The organism is Streptomyces sp. NPDC093111 (assembly GCF_040683955.1).
In the GTDB taxonomy this organism is placed as follows: domain Bacteria; phylum Actinomycetota; class Actinomycetes; order Streptomycetales; family Streptomycetaceae; genus Streptomyces.
Genome location: NZ_JBFBNW010000005.1, coordinates 264,339 through 284,767, shown reverse-complemented (window position 1 = coordinate 284,767; position 20,429 = coordinate 264,339). Strand labels below are relative to the sequence as shown.

Genomic DNA, 20,429 nt, shown 5'->3' with positions numbered 1-20,429 from the left:
TACCCCTCTGGGATACCGTCTGCCCATGACGACTGTCGCGAGCGACACGGGTGTGGGGCCGCTGCTGCGCGGCTGGCGCGAGCGGCGGCGGCTGAGCCAGCTGGAGCTGGCGCTGCGGGCGGACTCGTCCGCGCGGCACATCTCCTTCGTCGAGACGGGCCGTTCGCGCCCGAGCGAGGAGATGGTCCTGCGGCTGGCCGAGCACCTGGAGGTGCCGGTGCGGGAGCGCAACGCCCTGCTGCTGGCGGCCGGTTACGCCCCTCGGTTCACCGAGTCGACGATGGACGCGCCGCTCCTGGAGGCGCTCCGCGACGGCATCGACCGGCTGCTCCAGGGCTACGAGCCGTATCCGGCGCTGGTCGTGGACGGCTCGTACACGGTGGTGGCGGCCAACCAGGGCATCGGGATGCTGCTGGCGGGGCTGCCGGAACATCTGCTGACCCCGCCGCTGAACGCCATGCGGATCACCCTGCACCCGGAGGGCCTCGCGCCGCGCATCCGCAATCTGCGGGCGTGGCGGGGACACCTGCTCGCCCAGATGGAGCGTCAGATCGGGCTGGTCCGCTCGGAGTCGCTGCGGGCGCTGTACGAGGAGGTGGCGGCCTATCCGCTGCCGGAGGGTGCCGGCGATCCGGCGGACCGGGAGGACCCGGAGCCGTACCCCTACTTCGCGCTGCCGCTGCGGATCGAGCACGACGGGCGGGTGCTGTCGTTCGTGTCGTCGATCTCGACGTTCAACACGCCGCTGGACGTGACCGTCGCCGAGCTGGCCATCGAGACCTTCCTGCCGGCCGACCCGGAGACGGTCGCGTACCTCCAGTCGCTCAAGGGGTAGCGTTCGCCCGCAGCGCGCCCCACTGGAGGGCGGCGAAGCCGGCGACGGTGCCCGCCTGGAGCAGGGTCCAGACGGCGCCCGCGGTGCTGGGCTCCAGCCAGGCGACGAGCGCGACGACGCTGAGCGCCGCCCACAGCAGGTTGGCGTCGACGACGGCCTTCACGCCGAGGACCGGGGGCTGCGGCCGGCTCGCCAGCCAGGCCACCCCCGCGGCGAACACGGTGAGGAAGACGCCGAGTTCGAGCAGCAGGCCCCGGCTCACCCCGAGGAGCTCGGCCAGGGGCCCGGAGGCGGCGAGGTACGCGAGTCCGTTGCCGCCGGTGACGACGGCGTCGAGGGCGAGGAACCGGCGCACCATGGACCGCGGCCGGGTGGTGCGGGAGAGACCGGCGAGCAGAGCCTGGGACATGGTGGATCACCCTCCTGGAAGGCTGTTTCTACGGCTTGGGGGCCGGCGCCCGGGCGGAGTGCGCCGCCCGGGACCCGGTGCTCACGAGCATGCCGGGGCGGGCCGCGGGGGTCGATTACGCGGGAGGTAATGAGGCACCCGCCGGGGCCGCGCCGCGAGCCCGCCGGCCCGCCGGGCCGCTACGCCGTGGTCGGTGCGGCCGTCCTGGCGGCCCGCTCGATCGTGGCGCGGTGGGCCGCGCGGGCTTCCTCGTCGATCCGCCGCTCGTGTTCGGCGCGCACGCCGGTGCGGCCGTCGAGGCCCTCGCGCAGGATGTCGGCGTGCCCGGCGTGCCGGTTGGACTCGCCGAGGACGTGGACCATGACGGCGAACAGGTTCGTGCGGGAGTGCGGCTCCGGCCACCACGGCACGTGGCCGGGGGCGTCGAGGGGAAGCGCCTCGATCGTCGCGTCCGCGTGCTCCCAGGTACGCCGGTAGAACGCGGCGATCCGGTCGAGGGTCTCGTCCTCGGTGGCCCACAGGTCGCTGCCGTCGGCGTCCTGCCACCGGGGCAGCGGTTCCGGGGAGGGGCGGTCGAAGACCTCGCCGAAGTACCGGGCCTCGACGGTGGCCACGTGCTTGACCAGTCCGAGGAGGTTGGTGCCGGTCGCCGTCAGAGGCCGACGGGCGTCGTACGCGGACAAGCCGTCGAGTTTCCAGAGCAGCGCCTCGCGGTCCCGCCGCAGTCTCCTGTGCAGGTTGTCCTTCGCGAATTCATCGATCATGCGGCACGAGCCTGCCACGCGCCGCTCACGACCTCAAGATCACCTACGTGGCCCGCGACGACGGGGCGTTGTAGGGTGCGCGCCTGGATGGCCGAAAGTGTGTGCTGCGCAAGGGGGATGCGGTGGCTGGCAGGGAACGGGCGCGGATGGTCGCGGCCGGGGGCGATCACAAGGTGACGCCCGCGGAGCTCTTCTTCGATCTGGTCTTCGTCTACGCGATCACCCAGGTGACCGCCCTGATGGCGGCCCACCCGACCCCGGTGCGGGTGGTCGGCGCGATGACGGTGCTGGCGCTGCTGTGGTGGTGCTGGTGCGCGTTCGCCTGGCTGGGCAATGTCGTACGAGCCGACTCCGGCGCCCTGTTCGCGGTGCTGGTCACCGTGATGACCGTGGTGTTCGTGGTGTCGCTCGCGGTCCCGGAGGTGTTCGCGGACGCACCGGGCGGGCTGCCCGCGCCGGTGGTGTTCGTGGTCTGCTACGGCCTGGTGCGGACGCTGCACCTCGTCTCCTACTGGGTGTCCAGCCCCGGCGACACGGCCCTGCGGGCCACCCTGCGGCGCACGGCCCTGCTGTCGGTGGCGCCGCCGTTCGTGCTGCTGCTCATGGGCTGCGCGTACGACGGGCCGCCGCGGCTGCTGCTGTGGCTGGGCGCGGTCGTCGTGGACTACGGCGGCGTCTACGTCACCGGCGCCTCCGGCTGGCGGATCGTCTCCCCCGGGCACTTCTCCGAGCGGCACGGCCTCATCGTGATCATCGCGCTCGGCGAGTCCATCGTGGCGATGGGCGTCGGCATGGCCGGGTTCCCGCTGACGGTGGCGGTGATCGGGGCGTGCGCGGCGGGACTGCTGCTCGCGGCGGCGCTGTGGGCGCTGTACTTCCGGCGCTTCGGGGAGCCCGCGGAGCACCGGCTCGCGGCGCTCGACGGCGACGAGCGCACCCGCTTCGCCCGGGACACGTACACGTTCCTGCACCTGCCGCTGGTCGCGGGCGTGGTGCTGACCGCGCTCGGCATGAAGAAGGTGCTCACCCAGGTCGCCGACACCGGCCACTACGGCCTCGCCGAGCCCCTGCACGGCACGGTGGCCTGGTCCCTGACGGGCGGCGTCGGCGTCTTCCTGCTCGGCGCGGCGGCGATCGTGCTGCGCTGCTCGGGCCCGCGCCCGACCGCCCTCCTCGTGGGCGGCGTCTGCTGCCTGGCGGCGGGCCCGCTGGTGGCCCTGGTCCCGGCCCTGCTCGCGCTGGCCCTGCTGGCGGCGGTGGTGACGGCCCTGGTGCTCACGCACGACCACCGGGCACGGGCGGCGACGACGACGGCGACGGCCGGGTAGCGGGGGTCGGGCGACCGGCGAGTAGCGGGCGACTGGCAGCGGCCGGGCGGCGGGAGTCGGGCAGCGGCCGGGAGTCGGGCAGCGGCCGGGGGTCGGGCAGCAGTCATCGGCAGGGGCTGTTTTCGGACGGGTTCGGTGTGTGCTCGGGCTCGGAGGATCGTGGCGGGGGCCGGGTCGTGGGACGGGCGATCGGCCAAGGACCCGCGAGCCCTCGGGTGGGAGGGGGTCGACATCGGCACACTGACCCCATGTCACCCACAGTCCCCAGTGGTCCCGCCGCCCCCACGCTCATAGGCTCGGTCCGTCGCGCGCTCGGCCTGCTCCAGGCGGTCGCCGAGCACGGCGAGCTCACCGCCAAACGCCTGTCCCGGATGACGGACCTGCCGCTCCCGACCACGTACCACCTGCTGCGGACCCTGGTCCACGACGGCTATCTGCACCACGAGCACGGCGCGTTCCGGCTGGGTCCGGCGGCGCCCCGGCTCTCGGGGCAACGGGACCGTCCGGGGGTGCGGCTGCCCGAGTGGCTGCGGCTGCTGCGCGACGAGCTGGACGCGCCGGTGTACTGCGGCGTCCTGGACGAGGGCGAGGTCGCGGTGGTGGGCGTCGCCGACTCGCCGGAACGGCCGGCCGCCGAGCAGTGGACCGAGTTCCGCGCGAGCGCCCACGCGCACGCCCTCGGACAGTGCCTCCTCGCCCAGCTCGACGTGGCGGCCCGGCGGGAGTACCTGGCCCGGCGGCCGGTGAGCCGGCTGACCCCGCGCACGGTGCGCGACGAGGACGCGCTGATGTGGCGGCTGGCGCGGGTGCGGCGCGGCGCCCCGGTCCACGAGGTGGAGGAGTACGCGCTGGGCACGGTGTGCGCGGCGGTGCCGGTCACGGTCGGCGGGGTGGTGGCGTCGGTGGGGTTCTCGCTGCCGCTGGCCGAGATCGACCGGCTGCGGCCCACCGCGGTCCGGCTCCGGGACCGGCTGGAGCGGGCGCTGGTCACGCAGTCGTTCACGATCGTGCCGTGAGCGGGCCGGCGTGGGCCGGCCCGACGGGGCGGTCCCGGGCCTGACCGGGGGTCAGTCCTTCGTGGGTTCCGGTTCGGCGGCCGGCCCGGGGGTCGCGCGGAGGGGGCGCCGTTCGGGTTCGCGTTCCGGTGCGGCGGGGTGGCCGGAGCGTTCCTGACGGGCCGCCTCGGCGCGCAGCAGCGCGTTGAGCACGGCGAAGGGGTCCACGGGCATGACGAAGCTCCTTGCGGTGGGGTGACGGGGTGCTGGGGAGGCCGGGCCTCTCAGCACCGCATCACCGCCGACCGGTGCGCGTCGCCGCGCGAGGGCGGGACGGGCACCGGCGCGGGAGCCGGAGCGGTGGCGGGCGCCGCCGTGCGCACGCCGCGGGGCGGAGCGGGGCGGCGCGCTCCTCGTACGGGGGTGGTCGCCTCGGTCCCGGCGAGGTCGTGGACCTCGGGCACGGGGTCGGCCGCCGCGCCGACGGCGCGCGGTTCCACGCCGGACGTCCCGGCGAGGGCTCCCCCGGTGCCGAGCAGCGCGGCGAGCACGAGCAGCACCGCGACGGCGAACCGCCGGGCCCGCACGGCGGTGACGCCGGGGTGCGCGGGGAGGGACCTCATGGAGATGCGTCCTGCCCCGTAGGGGCGGCCCCGAGCCGCCCCTATCGCCGCATTCGCCCGTGTGGCCTACGTCCGGGGCCGGGAATTCACCGCACCGGCGGGCGCGCGCGCCGGTGCGCGGGGGCGCGCGTTCCGCCGGACGGCGGCGCCCCGGCGCGGCCGGTCCCCGGCGGTCAGTCCTCGGTGCGCCCGGCGGCCGTCGCGCGCGTCCGGCGCGCCGCCATCGCCGCGTAGACGAGGACGCCCGCGAAGAGGAAGAGGACGCCCTGGTAGACCGCCGCGTAGCCGGAACCCGCGACGAGCCAGAGGGAGAAGCCGAAGGCGGCGACGGCGAGGACGGCGTCGCGGGCGAGGCGGCCGGGCGAGACCTTCTCGCCCTGGCCGGAGAGCAGGAAGTAGACCTGGGCGGCGGTGGAGAGCAGGTAGGGGACGGTGGCGGTGAACGTGGTGACGAGCACCAGCGTCTCGAAGACGCCCTGGGTGCCGGCCGTGTAGTTGTAGACGGTCAGGAGCGAGGCGAGGACGACGGTCACCAGGACGCCGACCGTCGGGACGCCGCGCCGCTTGACGGCGAAGACCTTCGGGAAGAGGCCGTCGCGGGCGGCGGCGTACGGCGCCTGGGCGCTCAGCAGGGTCCAGCCGTTGAGCGCGCCGACCATCGAGACCAGGGCCATGCAGGCGACGGCGGCGCCGCCCCAGGATCCGCCGAACATGACGTCGACGGCGTCGGAGAAGGGCGCGGTGGAGGTGATCAGCTTGTCGTGGGCGACGGTGCCGAAGACGGCGAGGGTGCCGAGGAGGTAGAGCGTGGCGGCGCCGAGGGTGCCGAGGACGGTGGCGCGGCCGACGTTGCGGCGCGGGTCGCGGACCTCGCCGGCGCTGACGGCGGCGGACTCGACGCCGAGGTAGCTGAAGAGCAGGATCGCCGCGGACGCGGAGACCGCGCCGAGCGCGCCGGTGTCGCCGGTCCTGAAGGGGCCGAGGTTGGCGCTGTCGAAGAAGAACAGGCCGCCGACGGCGACGAGGAGCAGCGGGACGAACTTGAGCACGGTCGCGACGAGCTGGACGGCGCCGACGTACCGGGTGCCGGCCAGGTTGGCGAGCGCCGGCAGCCACTGCACCAGCAGGGCGGCGCCGATGGTGGCCGCCGTGGAGTCGTGGATCGGGACGAGCACGTCGAGGTAGCCGACGGCGGCGACGGCGAGGGCGGCGTTGGAGACCCAGGTGGTGATCCAGTACGACCAGGCGGCGAGGAATCCGGCGAAGTCGCCGAAGGCGGCGCGGGCGTAGACGTACGGGCCGCCGGTCTGCGGGTGGCGCCGGGCGAGCCGGCCGAAGACCAGGGCGAGGGAGAGCGCGCCGAGGGTGAGGATGCCGAAGGCGACCAGGCTGATGGTGCCGTAGGGGGCGACGGAGGCGGGGAGGAGGAAGATGCCGCCGCCGATGATGTTGCCGACGACGAGGGCGGTGGCGACGGGGAGGCCGAAGCCCCGGGTGTGCCGGCCGGCCGCTTCCCCGTCCGGCCGGTGTTCGGGCTGCGGCTCCTGGTCGGGGGTGCCGCGGTGGGTCTCGGGGGTGGCCGTGCTCATGGGGGGTGGTGCGCCTCTCGTCGTACAAACGCACCTATCGTCCGCTTGCTGAGACGGCGCTCCAAATCACCCGCTTTTGTCCTGTACGGCCGGACCCTCGACCGGAAGAAATGCTTCCGCATCGCCCTCGGACGGTGGAATCTCCAGCGGGACCCGCGGCCCCGCGCTCTCCCGCAGCCAGCCCCGCAGCACCCGGTGCACCTGCTCCGCCCCCACGATCCCGGCGGGCGGCTCCGTGAGCTCGCGCGGCCAGAGCAGGAAGGGGCGCCCCTGCTCGCCGCCGAGGCCGCCGTGCGAGCCGATCTGCTCCTCGAAGGCGTGCACGGTGCCCGTCGCCGGGTCGTACATCGAGTTGACCATGATGTCGGCGACGTGCGGGAAACCGTCGGTGCGCCGCACGGCGTCCGCCGCGCCCGGGCCGAAGACGGCCAGCGGCCCGCCGTCGGTCAGCTCCGCGACCGGCACCTCGACCCCGTCGCAGGCCAGCACGACCGAGCCGTGCTCCTCGCTCGCCACCAGCAGGAACCCGATGCCCGGGTGGTGGGCGAGGGTCCGCAGGAGCGCCGGGTGGAGCCGGTCGATCTCCTCGCGGGTCATCCGGTGCGGCACGCCCGGGAAGGAGATCAGGCCGAGGTTGCCGGAGGCCAGCACCAGCGGCTCGGGCGCCCTGGCCGCCGCCACCGCGGCCGCCTCCGCCCCCTCCCTGCCCTGCTCGGCCGTCTCGTCGACGGTCCGGTGCAGCGCGCCGCGCAGCGCGTCGCGGGCGGCGTCCCGCGCCTCCGAGCCTCCTCCGGACTCCGTCTGCGGGTGCCCCCAGCGGGTCCGCCGCACCCGGCGCGGCACCGGCAGCCCGCAGCCGGCCCGCACGAGCTCGCGCAGGGTCAGCCCGTACGCGCCCCCGAAGGTCTCCCCCGGGCTCTGGCCGTGATCGGACAGCAGCACGATCCGGTACGGGCGGGGCGCGTGCTCGGCGACCTGGGCGATCAGGGCCAGCGAGCGGTCCAGCCGCCGGAGCACCTGGTCGGTGTCGTGGCCGTGCGGTCCCGAGTGGTGGGCGACCTCGTCGTAGGCGACCAGGTCGGCGTAGACGGCGGTCCGGCCGGCCAGCATGTCGCCCATCACCGCCGCGACCACCACGTCCCGCTCGACGACCGTGGCGAAGGCCCGGACCAGGGGGTAGAGGCCGCCGCGGGAGACCCGGGGCGTCGTGCGGCGCAGCCGCGCCCGGGTCGACTGGGCCAACTCGCGCAGCGTCTCGGTGACGAAGGAGCCGGCGGTGCGGACCGCGTTGGCGGGGTCGGAGAAGTACGCGAAGTAGCCGGACCGCGAACGGTTGCGGCGGCCCCGGCGGGCGGCCATCGACAGGACCAGGGCGAGCTGGTCGGCGCCGCCGCTGAAGAGGTTGCCGCGGGAGGCGCCGTCGAAGCCGAGCAGTCCGGCGTCGCCGGTGCGCTCGACCGCGCGGCGCTGGAGCTCGACCGCGCTGGCGGGCCGGTTGGAGACCATCAGCCGGCCGGTGTCCTTCTCGTACCACCGGAAGGCCGGCACGTCCTCGTTGGAGCCGTGCAGGATGCCGAGCTGGCTGGCGCCGGTCTGGCTGGACCAGTCGGTGCGCCATTCCGTCAGCCGGTGGGTGGTGGCGAGCCACTCGCCGACGGTGGGCATCAGGCCGTCGTCGACGGCGTCGCGGAGCACCCGGTGGCCGACGCCGTCGAGCTGCAGGAAGACGGTGCCGGGGACGGGTTCGGGGCCCTCGGCGAGGCGGGGACGCCGGCGGTCGGCGAGCCGGTAGAGGCGCCGCCGGTACGCCCCGTCGTCGCGCACGGCGAGGGAGGTGGAGGTGGCGGAGGCGACCGCGGACATCACGGCGGCCACCAGGACGGCGGTCTGCGGGGCCGCGGTGCCGCGCCCGTCGGGGGTCAGCCAGAGCGCGACGAGCAGCAGCGAGCCGTTGAGGAAGAACACCAGCAGGCCCAGCACGAGGGCCGGGACGAGCAGCAGCGCGCGCACGATCACCGGCCACACGAGGGCGCTGAGCAGGCCGAAGACCCCCGCGCCCAGGGCCGCGGTGAACGCGATCGTGGTGAGGCTGTCGCCGTCGCGGGACTGGAGCTGGAAGTCGGGCAGGATGCCGGCGAGCATCAGCATGGTGAGGGTGGAGACCGCCCACACCGTGATCACCCGCATCGCGGCCCTGCCCATGCTCAGCCAGCGGCCGGAGGGACGCCCTCGCCGTTCACCCACGCCTGGTTCACCTTTCACCCGATTCCTGCCCCAAGCGTGGCACAACGGCCACCGCACGCAGGCCGGCCGGGAGAAGGCGCGTGGGTACGGACGCTCTCAGCAGCCGTCGTACCCGGCGGTGGGCATGGACATGCGCCGGTGCACCCCGGCCTTCATCGGCGCGTCGTAGGCGGGTTCGTCGAGACCGGCGGTCTCCAGGCGCACGCCGCGCCGCTCGCACTCCGCGAGGAACGCCGGCACGTCCGTCAGCGCGCGGGCCAGGACGCGCTCGTTCGGGGCGACGAACAGGTCCACGACCCCCGCGTCCACGTCCGCCCACAGGGCCTCGTGGTCCGGCCGGATGCCGTAGAACAGCAGCCGCCTCGCCACCACGTACCCCTTGTCGAGGGCCCAGCGGACGCACATGGCGTGCTGGCTGCGGGTGTCGACCAGGAAGGGATCTTCGTCGAGCTCTTCGAGCGGGGTGAGGCTGGCGATCGCCGCCACCCGAACGTCGTCCATGGGGGGACCCTACTGTGTCGCCGGACACCCGAGGTGCCTTCCGGGCACCGGCTCCGGGCGGTCCGTCGAAGACCGGCCACGCCGACGGCACCGGACATTTACCCTCGTTACGGAAGGGCTCGCGGACAGGCACGGGCGACGGGCGGAACGGACGAGGAAGGACGGCGTGCCGGTGGAGGTCACCTGGTGGGGTCATGCCACATGCACGGTCGAGGACTCCGGGGTCCGCATTCTGACGGACCCGCTGTTCACCCGGCGGCTCGCGCACCTGCGCCGGCGCCGCGGCGAGCTGCCCCCGCCCGAGGCGGCCCGCGCCGAGGCCGTGCTCGTCTCGCACCTGCACGCCGACCACCTCCACCTCCCCTCGCTGGCCCGGCTCGCCCCCGGCACCCGGGTGATCGTCCCGGCCGGCGCGCCGCGGGCCGTCCCCGCGCTGCGGCGGCTCGACGGGCTGGGGCTGCGGCTGACCGAGGTGCTGCCCGGTGACGAGGTGGATGTCGAGGGCGTGACCGTACGGGCCGTCCCCGCGCTGCACGACGGGCGGCGGCTGCCGGTCGGACCGCACCGCTCCCCCGCGCTCGGCTACGTGGTGGAGGGCGAGGCACGGACCTACTTCGCCGGGGACACCGGACTGTTCGACGAGATGGCGGAGGCCGTCGGCGCGGTGGACGTGGTGCTCCTCCCGGTCGGCGGCTGGGGTCCGTACCTCGGCCACGGGCACCTCGACGCGGGCCGGGCGGCGCAGGCGCTCGCCGCGCTGTCGCCCGCCGCCGCGGTGCCGGTGCACTACGGCACGTACTGGCCGATCGGCATGGACGCGATCCGCCCCCACGAGTTCCACGCGCCGGGCGACGAGTTCGTCCGGCACGCGGCCCTCCTGGCGCCCAAGGTGGCGGTGCATCTGCTCGGCCACGGCGAGCGGGTGCGGCCGGAGGTCGCCCGGTGATCGACCGGATCGTGGCGGCGGTGCGCGAGCTGCCGCCGGAGTCGACCCAGCAGGCCGTCGGCTATCCCTCCCTGTTCCTTCTCGTGGCGCTCGGCGCGCTGGTGCCGGTGGTGCCGACCGGGGCGATCGTGAGCTCGGCCGCGGTGGTGGCCTTCCATCAGACGGCGCCGCTGTCCCTGCTCTACGTCTTCCTGGTGTCGGCCTCCGCCGCGTTCCTCGGCGACCTGTGCCTGTACTGGCTGGGGCAGCGCGGGGTGCGCTCCCGCAACGGCTCGCGCTGGCTGGAGGCGCTGCGTGGCCGGGTCACCCCGGAGCGGCTCGCCCAGGCGCGGGAGCGTCTGGACACGCACCAGGTGCCGGTGCTCGTCCTCTCCCGGCTGGTGCCGGCGGGCCGGATCCCGGTGATGCTGGCCTGCCTGCTCGCCGGGATGCCGCTGCGCCGCTTCGCCCGCGGCGACCTTCCGGCGTGCCTGGCGTGGGCGGCGACGTACCAGCTGATCGGCATCCTCGGCGGCTCGCTCTTCCCCGAGCCGTGGCAGGGCGTGGTGGCGGCGGTCGGCCTGACGGTGCTGCTCAGCGCGGCGCCCGCGCTGTGGCGACGGCTGCGGGGGCGGGACGGCGACGCGAGCGGGGGGAAGCCCTCGGCCTCCTGAGGCGCCTCCGCCGCACCGGCTCGGGCCAGGCCTGAGACCCGACTCAGGGCCGGCCTGAGGCCCGGCTCAGGCCCGGGGGCCTAAGGCCCGAGCGTCCGTGAGGCCCCGACCGGGAGGTCCCACAGGTCCTCTCGGGGCAGTCCGGTCCGCTCCCAGGCGGCCCGGACCCGGGTGAGCGGTTCGAGGACGGGCTCGGACGAGAGCACGAAGGTCGCCCAGTGCATGGGCGCCATCCGGCGCGCGCCGAGGTCCTGGAAGGCCCGCACCGCCTCCTCCGGGTCGGTGTGGACGTCGCTGAGCCACCAGCGCGGGTCGTACGCGCCGATCGGGAGCAGCGCGAGGTCGATGCCGGGGTGGCGCCGGCCGATCTCGGCGAACCAGTGGCCGTAGCCGGTGTCCCCGGCGAAGTAGACCCGCCGGCCGTCCCGGTCGCCGATCACCCAGCCGCCCCACAGGGAGCGGCAGGTGTCCAGGAGGGTGCGCTTGGACCAGTGGTGGGCCGGGACGAACTCGAAGCGCACGCCGTCGAGTTCGGCGGCCTCCCACCAGTCGAGCTCGGTGACGCGGCTGAACCGGCGGCGGCCGAACCAGCGGCCGAGCCCGGCGGGCACGAAGACCGGGGTGTGGCGCGGGAGGCGCCGGAGGGTGGGGGCGTCGAGGTGGTCGAAGTGGTTGTGGCTGATGACGACGGCGTCGACGCGCGGCAGGTCCTCCCAGCGGACGCCGACGGGCGTGAGCCGCGCCGAGGTGCCGAGGATGCGGCGCGACCAGACGGGGTCGGTGAGCACGGTCAGCCCGCCGATCCGCACCACCCAGCTGGCGTGTCCCGCCCAGGTGACGGCGAGGGTGCCGGGTCCTGCGTCGGGCAGCGGCCCGGGGGCGAAGGGCAGCAGCGGGATGTCCCGCAGCCCCTCGGGCCCGGGGCGGACGGCGCCCTCGCGGGCGAGCCGGGCCATGGCGCGGACGCCGGGCAGCGGCGCGGTGAGCCGGTCGGCGAAGGAGCGCGGCCAGTCGTGGCGCAGCCGGCCGAGGGGCTGGAGGGCGGGCGCGGGACGCGGGGCTTGGGGGGTGCCCGCGGTGTGCGGGGCCCGGGGTGGCCGGGCGGTCCGTTCCGTCATCGCTTCGACCTCCTTCTCTAGCGGGCCAGTTCGTCGAGCGCGGCCCCGAAGGTGCTCAACGCGCGGGCCACGTGCGGTGATTCCTCGGGGCGGGCGGACGCGAGGGCTTCGGTCCGCTCCTCCTCGGTGGCGCCCAGGAAGGCGGCGGTGCCGAACCGGACGCGGAGCGCGCCGAGTTCGTCGCCGAAGCGGTGGCCGCCGGGGACCGGGGTGCCGAGCCGCCCGGTGAGGTGGTTCTCCAGCTCCAGGGAGTCCGTGACCCCGCGAGCGGCGAGCCCGGCGCGCAGCGGGCCCAGGTCGGCGTAGAGGTGGCGGCCGGCCTGCGGGGGTCGGGCGAGGGCCCCGGCGGCCAGGACGGCGCGGTGGGCGGCCGTGGCGATCCGCCCGTGCAGGGCGGCCGTCGTCCGGACCCGTACGGTGACGTCCTCGGGTTCGTCGAGGGCGTGGGCGGCGGCCGGGGCGACCGGGCCGGCCACGAGGGCGCCGAGCACGGTGAGGATGTCGAGGGTGCGGGCCCTGCGGTCGGCGTACCGGTCCGCCCGGGTGGCGGCGGTGGGCGGGAAGCGGGCGACGGCGCACGGCCAGCCGGCGGGCGTGAGGGCCCCGGACAGGTCGCTGAGGACGGTGACGTCCTCGGGGCACATCTCGGCGGGGCTGAGCAGCACCGTCTCCTGCGGGCGGTGCACGGTGTCGCGCCAGGTCTCGTCGCTGATGATGTGCAGGCCCTCGGCGACGGCCGCCTCGCATGCCTCGCGGACGAGTTCGGGCGGGGCGACGGTGGCGGTGGGGTCGTCGGCGACGGAGAGGAGCAGCAGGCGGGGGTCGCCGCCTTCGGCGCGGACCCGCCGTACGGTCTCCAGCAGGGCGTACGGGTCGGGGACGCCGCCGCACTCGGCGGGCGTGGGCACGTGGTAGGCCGGCCGGCCGAGCAGCCGGGCCTGCGGGGTCCACCAGGCGGGGCAGGGCCGGGGCAGCAGGAGGTCGCCGCCGTGGGCGGCGATGAGGGCGAGCAGCAGGGGCTGGGCGCCGGGGGCGGCGACCACGTCCTCGGCGTGGGTGCGCAGGCCGCGGCGCCACCAGTAGCCGGCGGCGGCCCCGCGCAGGACCGGTCCGCCGCCGGGCGGTTCGGGCGCGGTGCGGCCGGCCGCGGCGGCGACGAGGGCGGCGAGGCCGGGCAGCACGGGGAGGCCGGGCTCCGGTGCGGGCGGTCCGTAGCGCACCGGTCCGCGGCCTTCCGGAGCTGTCTGCCGCATGTTCCGAACCTCCCGGGCCCGCTGGGGACGCTGCCGGGGCGCGCACGGCACCGACGGCACCCCAGTGCCCTTTATACGGAGGTTCGGGGCATCTCGCCGCCCGGCCCGAGCCGGGCGGGGTCCGCCAAGGGCTCAGTCGAGGGTGACGGGATGGCGGACGATCCCGTCGAAGAGGTACCCCTGGGTGTTGGGGACGGCCCGCTCCGGCTGGACGTTGCCGGCCGCGTCGGTGACCCGGGACAGCAGGGTGGCGGGCCCGGTCCCGTGCGGGTGCCAGGACGCCGTCCAGCGGACCCAGCCGGCCCGTCGGGGCGGGTCGAGGAGCCGCGCGGGCCGCCAGTGGGCGCCGCCGTCGGTGGAGACGTCGACGCGGCGCACGGGCGCGAGGGCGGACCAGGCGCGGCCGGTGAGCCGGTGCGTCCTGCGCGTCTCCAGGGTGGCGCCGAAAGGCAGTTCGTAGGCGCTCTTGAGGGTCTGGCGGGTGAGCGGGGCGCTGCCGCCGGGCGGGTGGGCCGCGCCGAACAGGCGGTAGTAGTCGGTGGACCAGGGCGAGGCGAGCGGGGTGCGGGAGACCTCGATGTCGCCGAGCCACTTGATGGAGGCGATGCCGATCCAGGAGGGGACGATGAGCCGCACCGGGTACCCGTGGTCGTACGGGAGGGGCTCGCCGTTCATCTCGTACGCGAGGATGACGTCGTCCAGGGCCTTGGCGACGGGCAGCGGGCGGCGGACCCGGCCGAGGTCGGCGCCGCCGGTGACGTACGGGTCGTCGAGGCCGCGGGGCTGGACGTCGACGGCGTCGGCGGCGATCCCGGCGAGCCGCAGCACGTCGGAGAGCCGGGCGCCGCGCCAGCGGGCGGCGCCGATCGCGCCGAGGGTCCAGGGGGTGCCGGCGACGGTCTCGCCCTGCTGGGTGGTGTAGAGGCTGCGGCCGTTCCCGGCGCACTCCACCAGGGCCGTCCGGGTGACGGCGGGCAGGTCGCGCAGCTGCCCGTACCCGAAGCGGACCGGGGTCCGGCCGTGCAGTCCGTCGCCCCAGACGGTGAGGCTCCAGGTGGCGGCGTCGAGGACGGGCGTGGAGGTGTGGTTGCGGACGAAGAAGCGGTCGACCGGGGTGAGCGGGCCGGTGCCCGCGAAGGTCTCGTACCGGGCCTCGGCGTTGGTGCCGCGGAGGGTGAAGTACGCGGACGGCGTCGGCTTCACGATGCCGGGGGCGAAGCCCGGCGCGGGGGCGGCCACGGGGGCCGCCGCGGCGGGCGTGCCGCCCAGGAGGGGCAGGGCGGGGGCGCCGGCGAGCGCCTTCAGGAGGGTGCGGCGGGCGGGCACGGGGCGGGTTCTCCTCGACACGTCGGGGCGGGGTCCGCCACACCCTAGGGGCGGGCCGGGGGGTGGGACGGGCCGTTCACGGAGCCGTCATGTGAACATTCGTCAGGTCGGCGTGGATCGGGGCGGCTCGGGGCGGACCAGGGAGGCCCCACTCGACTCACCCACCTCATCCACCGCACCGGGCTCCCCTGTCCCACACGCCTCGGGCGACACTGGTCTCATGATCCCCGCCTTCACCACCGTTCCCCTGCGCACCGCTCGTCTGGACCTGGAGCCGCTGCGGCTCGACCACGCGCCCGAGATGGCGGTGGTGCTGGCCGATCCGGCGCTGCACGCGTTCATCGGGGGCGCCCCGCTGTCCGAGCCTGAGCTGCGGGCCCGTTACGCCCGGATGCTGGCGGGCCCGGCGGATCCGGGGACGGCCTGGTGCAACTGGGTGCTGCGGCTGCGGGAGACGGGGGCCGCCGTCGGCACCGTCCAGGCCACGGTCACGGGTGGGGCGGCCGAGATCGCCTGGGTGACGGGCTCCGCCTGGCAGGGCCGGGGGTTCGCCAAGGAGGCGGCGGGCGCGCTGGCCGGCCGGCTGCGGTCGCTCGGCAGCCCGGTGATCCTGGCGCACGTCCACCCGGACCACCACGCCTCCGCGGCGGTGGCGTCGGCGGCGGGACTGGCGCCGACGGAGGAGTTCGAGGACGGGGAGCGGCGCTGGGAGTGGCGGGCGGCCTGAGCGGGCCCCGGAAACGCCAAGCGGGACCCCCGTCGGGGGTCCCGCTCCCGGCTGGGGGTCAGCAGCCGCTGGTCAGCCAACGGCAGGCGGTGATGAGCGCGGCGGCGTGCTCCTCACCGCGGGCGTCCTCGGTGCGGACCTCCTGGGGCAGCACCTGCAGGGCGTCGATGTCGTGCTCCATCATGGCGTTCTCCTTCGCGTGTTCCGGGCGGGTGCCGGCCCGTGCGGGACCGGCGTCCGTCGGCCGGCGACCGACGGAAGTCTCAGGGGATGCGGGCGGCTCAGCCCTCGGGGAGCCAGGCGCGGGGGCCGCCGGCGCTCAGGCGCAGCAACAGGGAGAGGCTGCCGGCGAGGCCGGTGGCGTACTCGGCGAGCACGGTCCTGCGGTTCTCGTCGGGCACCAGGAGGCGTCCGTCGCGCAGGACGGCCTGGGCCGCCAGGTGTTCGACGAGCAGTTCGGCGTCGGCGCGGTGGCGCGGGTCTCCGGTGAGCTCGGCGGCGTCGAGGAGGAACTCGGCGTTGCCCACGAGTCCGTGGCAGGTGGCGGGCGAGTCGGTGACCCGGCCCGCGCGGACGGCGCGGGCCGCCCCGTCCACGAGGGCGAGCAGGCCGTCGGCGGCGCGGTCGCCGGCCGCCCAGAGCCGGACCAGGAAGGTGCCGACGCCGGACGAGCCGCTGCACCAGTGGCGGGCGAGTTCCGGGGAGTCGGACAGGTGGCGGGCCCGGTCCACGGGCCACAGCACGCCGGCCGCCCCGCCGCGCGCGGCGCAGGCCAGGGTGGCGCCGGCTTCGACGGCCGCCGCGCGGAACCGTTCCTCCCCGGTCGCCTCGGCGGCGAGCAGGAGGAAGGCGCCCACTCCGGCGACGCCGTGCGCGAAGCCGTAGTGCCAGGCGCCGGCGAGCGCGGACCCGAAGTCCTCCGGTACCGGCCAGAACAGGCCCTCGGGGGTGCGCCGGCCCGCCTCCAGGAGCCCTTCGGCGGCCTGCGCGGCCCGGTCGAGGAAGCGGGGGTCGCCGGTGGTCCGCCAGAAGTGCAGCTGGGCCAGGCCGGAGCCGGCGGCGCCGTGGCAGACGTCGGGGTTGGGCCAGCGGACGGGCAGGGCGAGGGCCAGGGCGGTGGCGCGCCCGGCCAGCGCGGGGTCGTCCAGGGCCCGGGCGGCGTCGAGCAGCGCCCAGGCGGTGCCGGAGCGGCCGAAGTGGAGCCCGGGGAGGTGCCCCGGCAGGGCGTCGGCCCGGTCCGCGGTCCATCGGGCCGCGGTGCGCAGTCCTTCGCGGAGCGCGGCCCGGTCCAGGGGTGCTCCGGCGGTGTCGAGGGCGTCCGCGTGGCGCAGGGCCCGGGCGAGGACGGCGACCCCGCCGGTCGAGCCGTGCTGGACGGCGACCGGGTCGCAGTTCTCGCCGAACGAGTCGGAGGACCAGAGCCGTTCGGGGTGCTCGGGGCGGAGGGTGGCCAGCAGGTGGGCGAGGCCGTCGCGGAGCAGGCGGTCGCGGACCGCCCGCGGCTCGGGCGGCTCCGTCGCGCGGGTGTCCGCCGTCCGGGCTCGGGCGAGGGGCGCGGGGGCCGGGGGTCCGTCGCCGCGGAGCCGGGTGACGAAGGTCCGTGCCCGGTCCAGGGTCCAGCGGTCCTCGGCGGCGTCCCGCATCAGGCCCCGTACGAGCGGGGCGAAGCGGCGGACGAGCGGGTGGTCTCGGGCCAGCAGGGCCACGAGGCCGGCGAGGCGTTCCTCGTCGGGGCGGGCGTCGGCGGCGGGCCGGTCGGCGGCGAACAGCGGGTCGGCGCCGCTCAGCGCGTGCAGGACGGTCGCGCCCAGGGCGTACAGGTCGACGGCCGGCGGGAAGGCGGGGGCCACCTGGTCGGCGGCGCGGAGTTCGGGCGCGGTGTAGCCGGGGGTGGCGCCGAGCACCCAGCGTTCGCCGGGCGGGGCGGCCATCTCCAGGTCGATGAGGAGGAGCCGCCCGTCGGGGGTGACCATGACGTTGTTGGGGTTGAAGTCGTGGAGGGTGACGCCGAGTCCGTGGGCGGTGGCGACCAGTTCGATCAGCTGCCAGACGAGGGAGTCGGCGGTGCGTTCGTCGGGGCAGGCGGTGCCCTCGGCGGCGAGGCGCTCGGCGACCGTGCGGCGCAGGGTCGCCCCGGGCACGGACTCGGCGGCCAGGAACACGCTGCCCTGCTGCTCGAACACCTCGACGGGCTCCGGGACGCGGTCGCGGGCGGTGGCGGCGAAGCGCCCGAGGAGGGCGGCCTCGCGGCGCAACAGGTCCCGGACGTCGAGTCCTTCGAGTCCGGCGCCGACGTGCGGGCGGGCCTGCTTGACGACGACCTGGGCGCCGGTGCGGGTGTCCTCGGCGCGGAAGACGCCGCCCTTGTTGGAGTGCTGGATGGCGCCCGTGACGACGTAACGGTCGGCGAGGAGGACGGGTTTGGCGGCGGCCGTGCTGCGGGCGGGGGCGGCCGGGCGGTCCGGGAAGGGGTCTCCGGCCCAGGCGGGCGGACTGAACCAGGCGTTGCGCTCGTCCTCGACGGGGCGGCCCTCGGGGTCGGTGAGCCGGGCCGCGAAGCCGCCGTCTGCGGTCAGCTCCCGTACGCCCGTGAACACGCCGTACCGGTAGGAGACCTGGCTGTCGGGCCGGTAGCGGCGGTCGGAGAGGACCGCGGGGCCGGGCAGGCCGGCGGTGGCCCGGTGCAGCTCCTCGGCGAGCAGCCGGAAGCGGTCGTCGTCGGCCGGGTAGACGGTGAGGAACTTGCCGCCCCCGCCGCGGGCGGAGCGGCCGGAGACCAGGGCGGCGACCCGGGCGGGGCTGCCGGCGAACTTGAAGGTCGCGCCGTGGGCGACGAGCACCTCGGCGGCGCGGGCCAGGACCAGCGGGGCGGACAGCGGGGTGGCGGAGACGTGCAGTTTCCAGCCCTGCGCCCGGCGGACCGCTCCGGCCGGTACGACGTGGCACCAGAACGCGCCCGGTTCGACGGACCAGCCGGCGGCGCCGGAGCGGGCGACGGCGGCGCGCACCAGATCGGGCAGGAGCGCGAGGTCGGCGGCGTGTTCGGCGCGGGCCCGGCGGGGGCCGGGGCCGGTCGTGAACGGGGAGGAGGTCGACACGGTCTCGCCCCGCCCTACTTCAGCGGCCGGATGTAGTCGTCGCCCCAGCTGGTGTCCAGCGGGGAGGCGGCGACCGTGCGCACCGTGAGCGGGCCGTCCCCGTCTCCCTGATGCCCCGCGGTCGCGGCGGCGGCGCCGGTGAGCAGGACGGTGAGGACGAGCAGACAGCGGACGGCTGCGGACATGCGGGGGCTCCTGGTTCGGGAGGCACGGGACGGCGGAGGACCCGCGTGTGGCGGGTTCGCGCCGCATGTCGTCCTGGTGGGGTTCTCCCCTGCCGGACATCCACAGTCCATCCCGGCGGGCCCCCGTGGTCCAGGGCCGCGACCCGGCAATACCCTGCATGGCACGGAAGTAGCAGGGCCGCAAAGCGGGGGGAATCCATGCCGATGGGGGCACATCTCGATGCAATGCCACGACTGGACGCGCGGGCCGTCGCCGTCTTCGAGTACGTGCTCGCGCGCGGCAGCCTGACCCGCTGGCCGCCCGACGTCGTCCCCGCGCTCGGCCTGAGCCAGGAGGAGGTGGAGGCCGCCTCCCGCACGCTGCTGCGCCTGCGGCTGCTGCGCCCGGCGCCCGGCAGGCCCGAGGAGTTGATCCCGGTGAGCCCGGACGCGGCGGCGGCGGAGGTGGTCGGCCCCCTGGAGGCGGAGCTCGCCCAGGCCGCCGCGCACGCCCAGGCCCTGCGCGACGAACTGCACGCCCTGATGCCGCAGTACCGGGCCGCGCGGAGCGAGCAGGCGCGCCGGCAGGGCGTCGACGTGCTGCCCGACATGGCCTCCTCGTCCGCGATGCTGACGGAGGAGTCGGCCCGCTGCCGCGAGGAGGTCTTCAGCATCCAGCCGGGCGGCGGGCGCGCGCCCGGCCGGCTCGGCGACGCCATCGACCGGGACCTGGCGATGCTCGGCCGGGGCGTGCGGATGCGCACCCTGTACCAGCACTCGGCGCGCTCCAGCCTCTCCACACAGGGGTACGTGGAGAGGCTCACCGAAGCCGGGGCCGAGTACCGCACGGCCGCCGAACTCCCGGACCGGGCCGTGGTGTTCGACCGGGCGGTGGCGTTCCTGCCGCGCCGCGCCGACGGCGGTACGGGCGAGGGCGCGGTCCTCGTCCGCGACCCGGACGTCGTGGCGTACCTGTGCCGCGTCTTCGAGCAGCACTGGTCCGGCGCCGTCCCGTTCCGCGGCACCAGCGAGGCCGCGTACAAGGAGGTCGGCCCGAGTCTGCGCCGCGCGCTGGTGGGGCTGCTCGCCGAGGGCGCCAAGGACGAGGTCATCGCCCGCCGCATGGGGATGTCGCTGCGCACCTGCCGGCGCCACGTCGCCGAACTCCTGGAGGAGCTGGGCGCCGAGAGCCGCTTCCAGGGCGGCGCGCTCGCCGAGCGGGCGGGCCTCACGGGCCCGGAGGCCGGTCCCGAGTAGCCCGCGCCGTCCCGGGAAACCGGCTGGCCGGCGGCGGGGCCGGGTCTCCAGAATGCGCCCATGCCGATCCGTGAAGCAGGACCCTCCGACGCCGCGGCCGTGGCCGCCGTGCACGTCCACTCCTGGCGCGCCGCCTATCGCGGTCTGGTGCCCGACGCGTACCTCGACTCCCTCGATGTCGGGGAGCGGACGGAGGTGTGGCGGGAGAGGCTGTCGGCCCCCGGCGCGCCGACCGTCCTGGTGGCCGAGGAGGAGGGCGGCGGCACGGTGGCGTTCTCGTGCTTCCGCCCGTGGTCCGGCCAGGAGGCGGACCCCTCGGTGACGGCCGAACTGTCGGCGCTGTACGCGTTGCCGGAGGCGTGGGGCCGGGGTGTGGGCCGCACGCTGCTCGCCGCGACGGGCGCCGCGATGACGGCCGCCGGTTTCCGCGAGGCGGGGCTGTGGGTGCTGGAGGGCAACGCGCGGGCGCGGGCCTTCTACGAGGCGGCGGGATGGCGGCCGGACGGGACGTCCGTGGCGGAGGAGACGGGTGGCCGGGTGCTCGACGAACTCCTTTACCGGGTGGGCCTGTTGCGCTGACACACCCTCGGGCTGTCCAT

The 20,429-nt window shown here is 76.1% G+C and carries 21 protein-coding genes; 8 read left to right on the top strand and 13 right to left on the bottom strand.

Annotated elements, in window-relative coordinates; all coding sequences use genetic code 11:
* Positions 1-25: 25 nt before the first annotated feature.
* Complete coding sequence (locus tag AB0Q96_RS10645; RefSeq protein ID WP_365323781.1) at positions 26-835, top strand: helix-turn-helix transcriptional regulator; 810 nt, start codon at positions 26-28, stop codon at positions 833-835.
* Here AB0Q96_RS10645 and AB0Q96_RS10640 read toward each other — a convergent pair.
* Together AB0Q96_RS10640 and AB0Q96_RS10635 are read right to left on the bottom strand one after the other, a co-directional pair.
* Positions 825-1,244 (bottom strand): hypothetical protein, encoded by a 420-nt coding sequence (locus tag AB0Q96_RS10640; protein ID WP_365323779.1) that lies wholly within the window; start codon positions 1,242-1,244, stop codon positions 825-827. The two genes, AB0Q96_RS10645 and AB0Q96_RS10640, sit on opposite strands and share 11 nt — an antisense overlap.
* Positions 1,245-1,423: 179 nt before the next feature.
* Positions 1,424-2,008 carry a DinB family protein gene (locus tag AB0Q96_RS10635; protein WP_365323777.1) on the bottom strand — a complete coding sequence of 195 codons (585 nt, stop codon included), beginning with the start codon at positions 2,006-2,008 and terminating at the stop codon, positions 1,424-1,426.
* 122 nt (positions 2,009-2,130) lie between these two features.
* Between AB0Q96_RS10635 and AB0Q96_RS10630 the strand changes: the two genes are divergently transcribed.
* Positions 2,131-3,336 (top strand): low temperature requirement protein A, encoded by a 1,206-nt coding sequence (locus tag AB0Q96_RS10630; protein WP_365323775.1) that lies wholly within the window; start codon positions 2,131-2,133, stop codon positions 3,334-3,336.
* A gap of 248 nt (positions 3,337-3,584) precedes the next feature.
* The gene (locus AB0Q96_RS10625; protein WP_365323774.1) at positions 3,585-4,352 is read left to right on the top strand and encodes an IclR family transcriptional regulator C-terminal domain-containing protein; all 768 of its coding nucleotides are present in this window, start codon (positions 3,585-3,587) and stop codon (positions 4,350-4,352) included.
* Between the two features lie 51 nt (positions 4,353-4,403).
* Here AB0Q96_RS10625 and AB0Q96_RS10620 read toward each other — a convergent pair whose 3' ends face one another.
* From AB0Q96_RS10620 to AB0Q96_RS10600, 5 genes are all read right to left on the bottom strand, one after another.
* Positions 4,404-4,565, bottom strand: coding sequence for a hypothetical protein (locus tag AB0Q96_RS10620; RefSeq protein ID WP_365323772.1), 162 nt, complete (start codon positions 4,563-4,565; stop codon positions 4,404-4,406).
* Positions 4,566-4,615: 50 nt separating this feature from the next.
* Positions 4,616-4,954 carry a hypothetical protein gene (locus AB0Q96_RS10615; RefSeq protein WP_365323770.1) on the bottom strand — a complete coding sequence of 113 codons (339 nt, stop codon included), beginning with the start codon at positions 4,952-4,954 and terminating at the stop codon, positions 4,616-4,618.
* A gap of 173 nt (positions 4,955-5,127) precedes the next feature.
* The gene (locus AB0Q96_RS10610) at positions 5,128-6,543 is read right to left on the bottom strand and encodes an amino acid permease (protein WP_365323768.1); all 1,416 of its coding nucleotides are present in this window, start codon (positions 6,541-6,543) and stop codon (positions 5,128-5,130) included.
* Positions 6,544-6,609: 66 nt separating this feature from the next.
* Complete coding sequence (locus AB0Q96_RS10605) at positions 6,610-8,745, bottom strand: phage holin family protein (protein ID WP_365324058.1); 2,136 nt, start codon at positions 8,743-8,745, stop codon at positions 6,610-6,612.
* 138 nt (positions 8,746-8,883) lie between these two features.
* The gene (locus AB0Q96_RS10600; protein ID WP_365323767.1) at positions 8,884-9,288 is read right to left on the bottom strand and encodes a recombinase family protein; all 405 of its coding nucleotides are present in this window, start codon (positions 9,286-9,288) and stop codon (positions 8,884-8,886) included.
* A 166-nt stretch (positions 9,289-9,454) separates the two neighbouring features.
* Between AB0Q96_RS10600 and AB0Q96_RS10595 the strand changes: the two genes are divergently transcribed.
* Both AB0Q96_RS10595 and AB0Q96_RS10590 read left to right on the top strand, forming a co-directional pair.
* Positions 9,455-10,234, top strand: a complete 780-nt coding sequence (locus tag AB0Q96_RS10595; protein ID WP_365323765.1) for an MBL fold metallo-hydrolase — start codon at positions 9,455-9,457, stop codon at positions 10,232-10,234.
* Positions 10,231-10,887: a VTT domain-containing protein gene (locus AB0Q96_RS10590; RefSeq protein ID WP_365323763.1), complete on the top strand. Its 657-nt coding sequence runs from the start codon at positions 10,231-10,233 to the stop codon at positions 10,885-10,887. Before AB0Q96_RS10595 ends, AB0Q96_RS10590 begins: the two co-directional genes overlap by 4 nt.
* Before the next feature lie 80 nt (positions 10,888-10,967).
* Here AB0Q96_RS10590 and AB0Q96_RS10585 read toward each other — a convergent pair whose 3' ends face one another.
* The 3 genes from AB0Q96_RS10585 to AB0Q96_RS10575 form a co-directional block, all read right to left on the bottom strand.
* A complete protein-coding gene (locus tag AB0Q96_RS10585) occupies positions 10,968-12,005 on the bottom strand; it encodes an MBL fold metallo-hydrolase (protein WP_365323761.1) in 1,038 nt (345 codons plus the stop codon).
* Positions 12,006-12,022: 17 nt separating this feature from the next.
* The gene (locus AB0Q96_RS10580; protein WP_365323759.1) at positions 12,023-13,258 is read right to left on the bottom strand and encodes an aminotransferase class I/II-fold pyridoxal phosphate-dependent enzyme; all 1,236 of its coding nucleotides are present in this window, start codon (positions 13,256-13,258) and stop codon (positions 12,023-12,025) included.
* A gap of 132 nt (positions 13,259-13,390) precedes the next feature.
* Positions 13,391-14,605: a sulfite oxidase gene (locus tag AB0Q96_RS10575; protein WP_365323757.1), complete on the bottom strand. Its 1,215-nt coding sequence runs from the start codon at positions 14,603-14,605 to the stop codon at positions 13,391-13,393.
* A 199-nt stretch (positions 14,606-14,804) separates the two neighbouring features.
* On the opposite strand from AB0Q96_RS10575, the gene AB0Q96_RS10570 reads away from it, so the two are divergent.
* Positions 14,805-15,311 carry a GNAT family N-acetyltransferase gene (locus AB0Q96_RS10570; RefSeq protein WP_365323755.1) on the top strand — a complete coding sequence of 169 codons (507 nt, stop codon included), beginning with the start codon at positions 14,805-14,807 and terminating at the stop codon, positions 15,309-15,311.
* A gap of 58 nt (positions 15,312-15,369) precedes the next feature.
* On the opposite strand, the gene AB0Q96_RS10565 is transcribed toward AB0Q96_RS10570, so the two are convergent.
* The 3 genes from AB0Q96_RS10565 to AB0Q96_RS10555 form a co-directional block, all read right to left on the bottom strand.
* The gene (locus tag AB0Q96_RS10565; RefSeq protein WP_205628270.1) at positions 15,370-15,495 is read right to left on the bottom strand and encodes an ALQxL family class IV lanthipeptide; all 126 of its coding nucleotides are present in this window, start codon (positions 15,493-15,495) and stop codon (positions 15,370-15,372) included.
* A 97-nt stretch (positions 15,496-15,592) separates the two neighbouring features.
* A complete protein-coding gene (lanL, locus tag AB0Q96_RS10560; RefSeq protein WP_365323753.1) occupies positions 15,593-18,409 on the bottom strand; it encodes a class IV lanthionine synthetase LanL in 2,817 nt (938 codons plus the stop codon).
* 14 nt (positions 18,410-18,423) lie between these two features.
* A complete protein-coding gene (locus AB0Q96_RS10555) occupies positions 18,424-18,594 on the bottom strand; it encodes a hypothetical protein (protein WP_365323751.1) in 171 nt (56 codons plus the stop codon).
* A gap of 225 nt (positions 18,595-18,819) precedes the next feature.
* On the opposite strand from AB0Q96_RS10555, the gene AB0Q96_RS10550 reads away from it, so the two are divergent.
* The gene (locus AB0Q96_RS10550; RefSeq protein ID WP_365323749.1) at positions 18,820-19,830 is read left to right on the top strand and encodes a hypothetical protein; all 1,011 of its coding nucleotides are present in this window, start codon (positions 18,820-18,822) and stop codon (positions 19,828-19,830) included.
* 60 nt (positions 19,831-19,890) lie between these two features.
* The gene (locus AB0Q96_RS10545) at positions 19,891-20,409 is read left to right on the top strand and encodes a GNAT family N-acetyltransferase (protein WP_365323747.1); all 519 of its coding nucleotides are present in this window, start codon (positions 19,891-19,893) and stop codon (positions 20,407-20,409) included.
* Positions 20,410-20,429 lie beyond the last annotated feature (20 nt).

Coding starts and splice junctions, on each gene's coding strand:
- AB0Q96_RS10610 (WP_365323768.1), bottom strand. CDS start 6,543: ATGAGCACGGCCACCCCCGAGACCCACCGCGGCACCCCCGACCAGGAG.
- AB0Q96_RS10620 (WP_365323772.1), bottom strand. CDS start 4,565: ATGCCCGTGGACCCCTTCGCCGTGCTCAACGCGCTGCTGCGCGCCGAG.
- AB0Q96_RS10640 (WP_365323779.1), bottom strand. CDS start 1,244: ATGTCCCAGGCTCTGCTCGCCGGTCTCTCCCGCACCACCCGGCCGCGG.
- AB0Q96_RS10585 (WP_365323761.1), bottom strand. CDS start 12,005: ATGACGGAACGGACCGCCCGGCCACCCCGGGCCCCGCACACCGCGGGC.
- AB0Q96_RS10580 (WP_365323759.1), bottom strand. CDS start 13,258: ATGCGGCAGACAGCTCCGGAAGGCCGCGGACCGGTGCGCTACGGACCG.
- AB0Q96_RS10545 (WP_365323747.1), top strand. CDS start 19,891: ATGCCGATCCGTGAAGCAGGACCCTCCGACGCCGCGGCCGTGGCCGCC.
- AB0Q96_RS10645 (WP_365323781.1), top strand. CDS start 26: ATGACGACTGTCGCGAGCGACACGGGTGTGGGGCCGCTGCTGCGCGGC.
- AB0Q96_RS10555 (WP_365323751.1), bottom strand. CDS start 18,594: ATGTCCGCAGCCGTCCGCTGTCTGCTCGTCCTCACCGTCCTGCTCACC.
- AB0Q96_RS10605 (WP_365324058.1), bottom strand. CDS start 8,745: ATGGGCAGGGCCGCGATGCGGGTGATCACGGTGTGGGCGGTCTCCACC.
- AB0Q96_RS10635 (WP_365323777.1), bottom strand. CDS start 2,008: ATGATCGATGAATTCGCGAAGGACAACCTGCACAGGAGACTGCGGCGG.
- AB0Q96_RS10615 (WP_365323770.1), bottom strand. CDS start 4,954: ATGAGGTCCCTCCCCGCGCACCCCGGCGTCACCGCCGTGCGGGCCCGG.
- AB0Q96_RS10625 (WP_365323774.1), top strand. CDS start 3,585: ATGTCACCCACAGTCCCCAGTGGTCCCGCCGCCCCCACGCTCATAGGC.
- AB0Q96_RS10550 (WP_365323749.1), top strand. CDS start 18,820: ATGCCACGACTGGACGCGCGGGCCGTCGCCGTCTTCGAGTACGTGCTC.
- AB0Q96_RS10565 (WP_205628270.1), bottom strand. CDS start 15,495: ATGATGGAGCACGACATCGACGCCCTGCAGGTGCTGCCCCAGGAGGTC.
- AB0Q96_RS10570 (WP_365323755.1), top strand. CDS start 14,805: ATGATCCCCGCCTTCACCACCGTTCCCCTGCGCACCGCTCGTCTGGAC.
- AB0Q96_RS10600 (WP_365323767.1), bottom strand. CDS start 9,288: ATGGACGACGTTCGGGTGGCGGCGATCGCCAGCCTCACCCCGCTCGAA.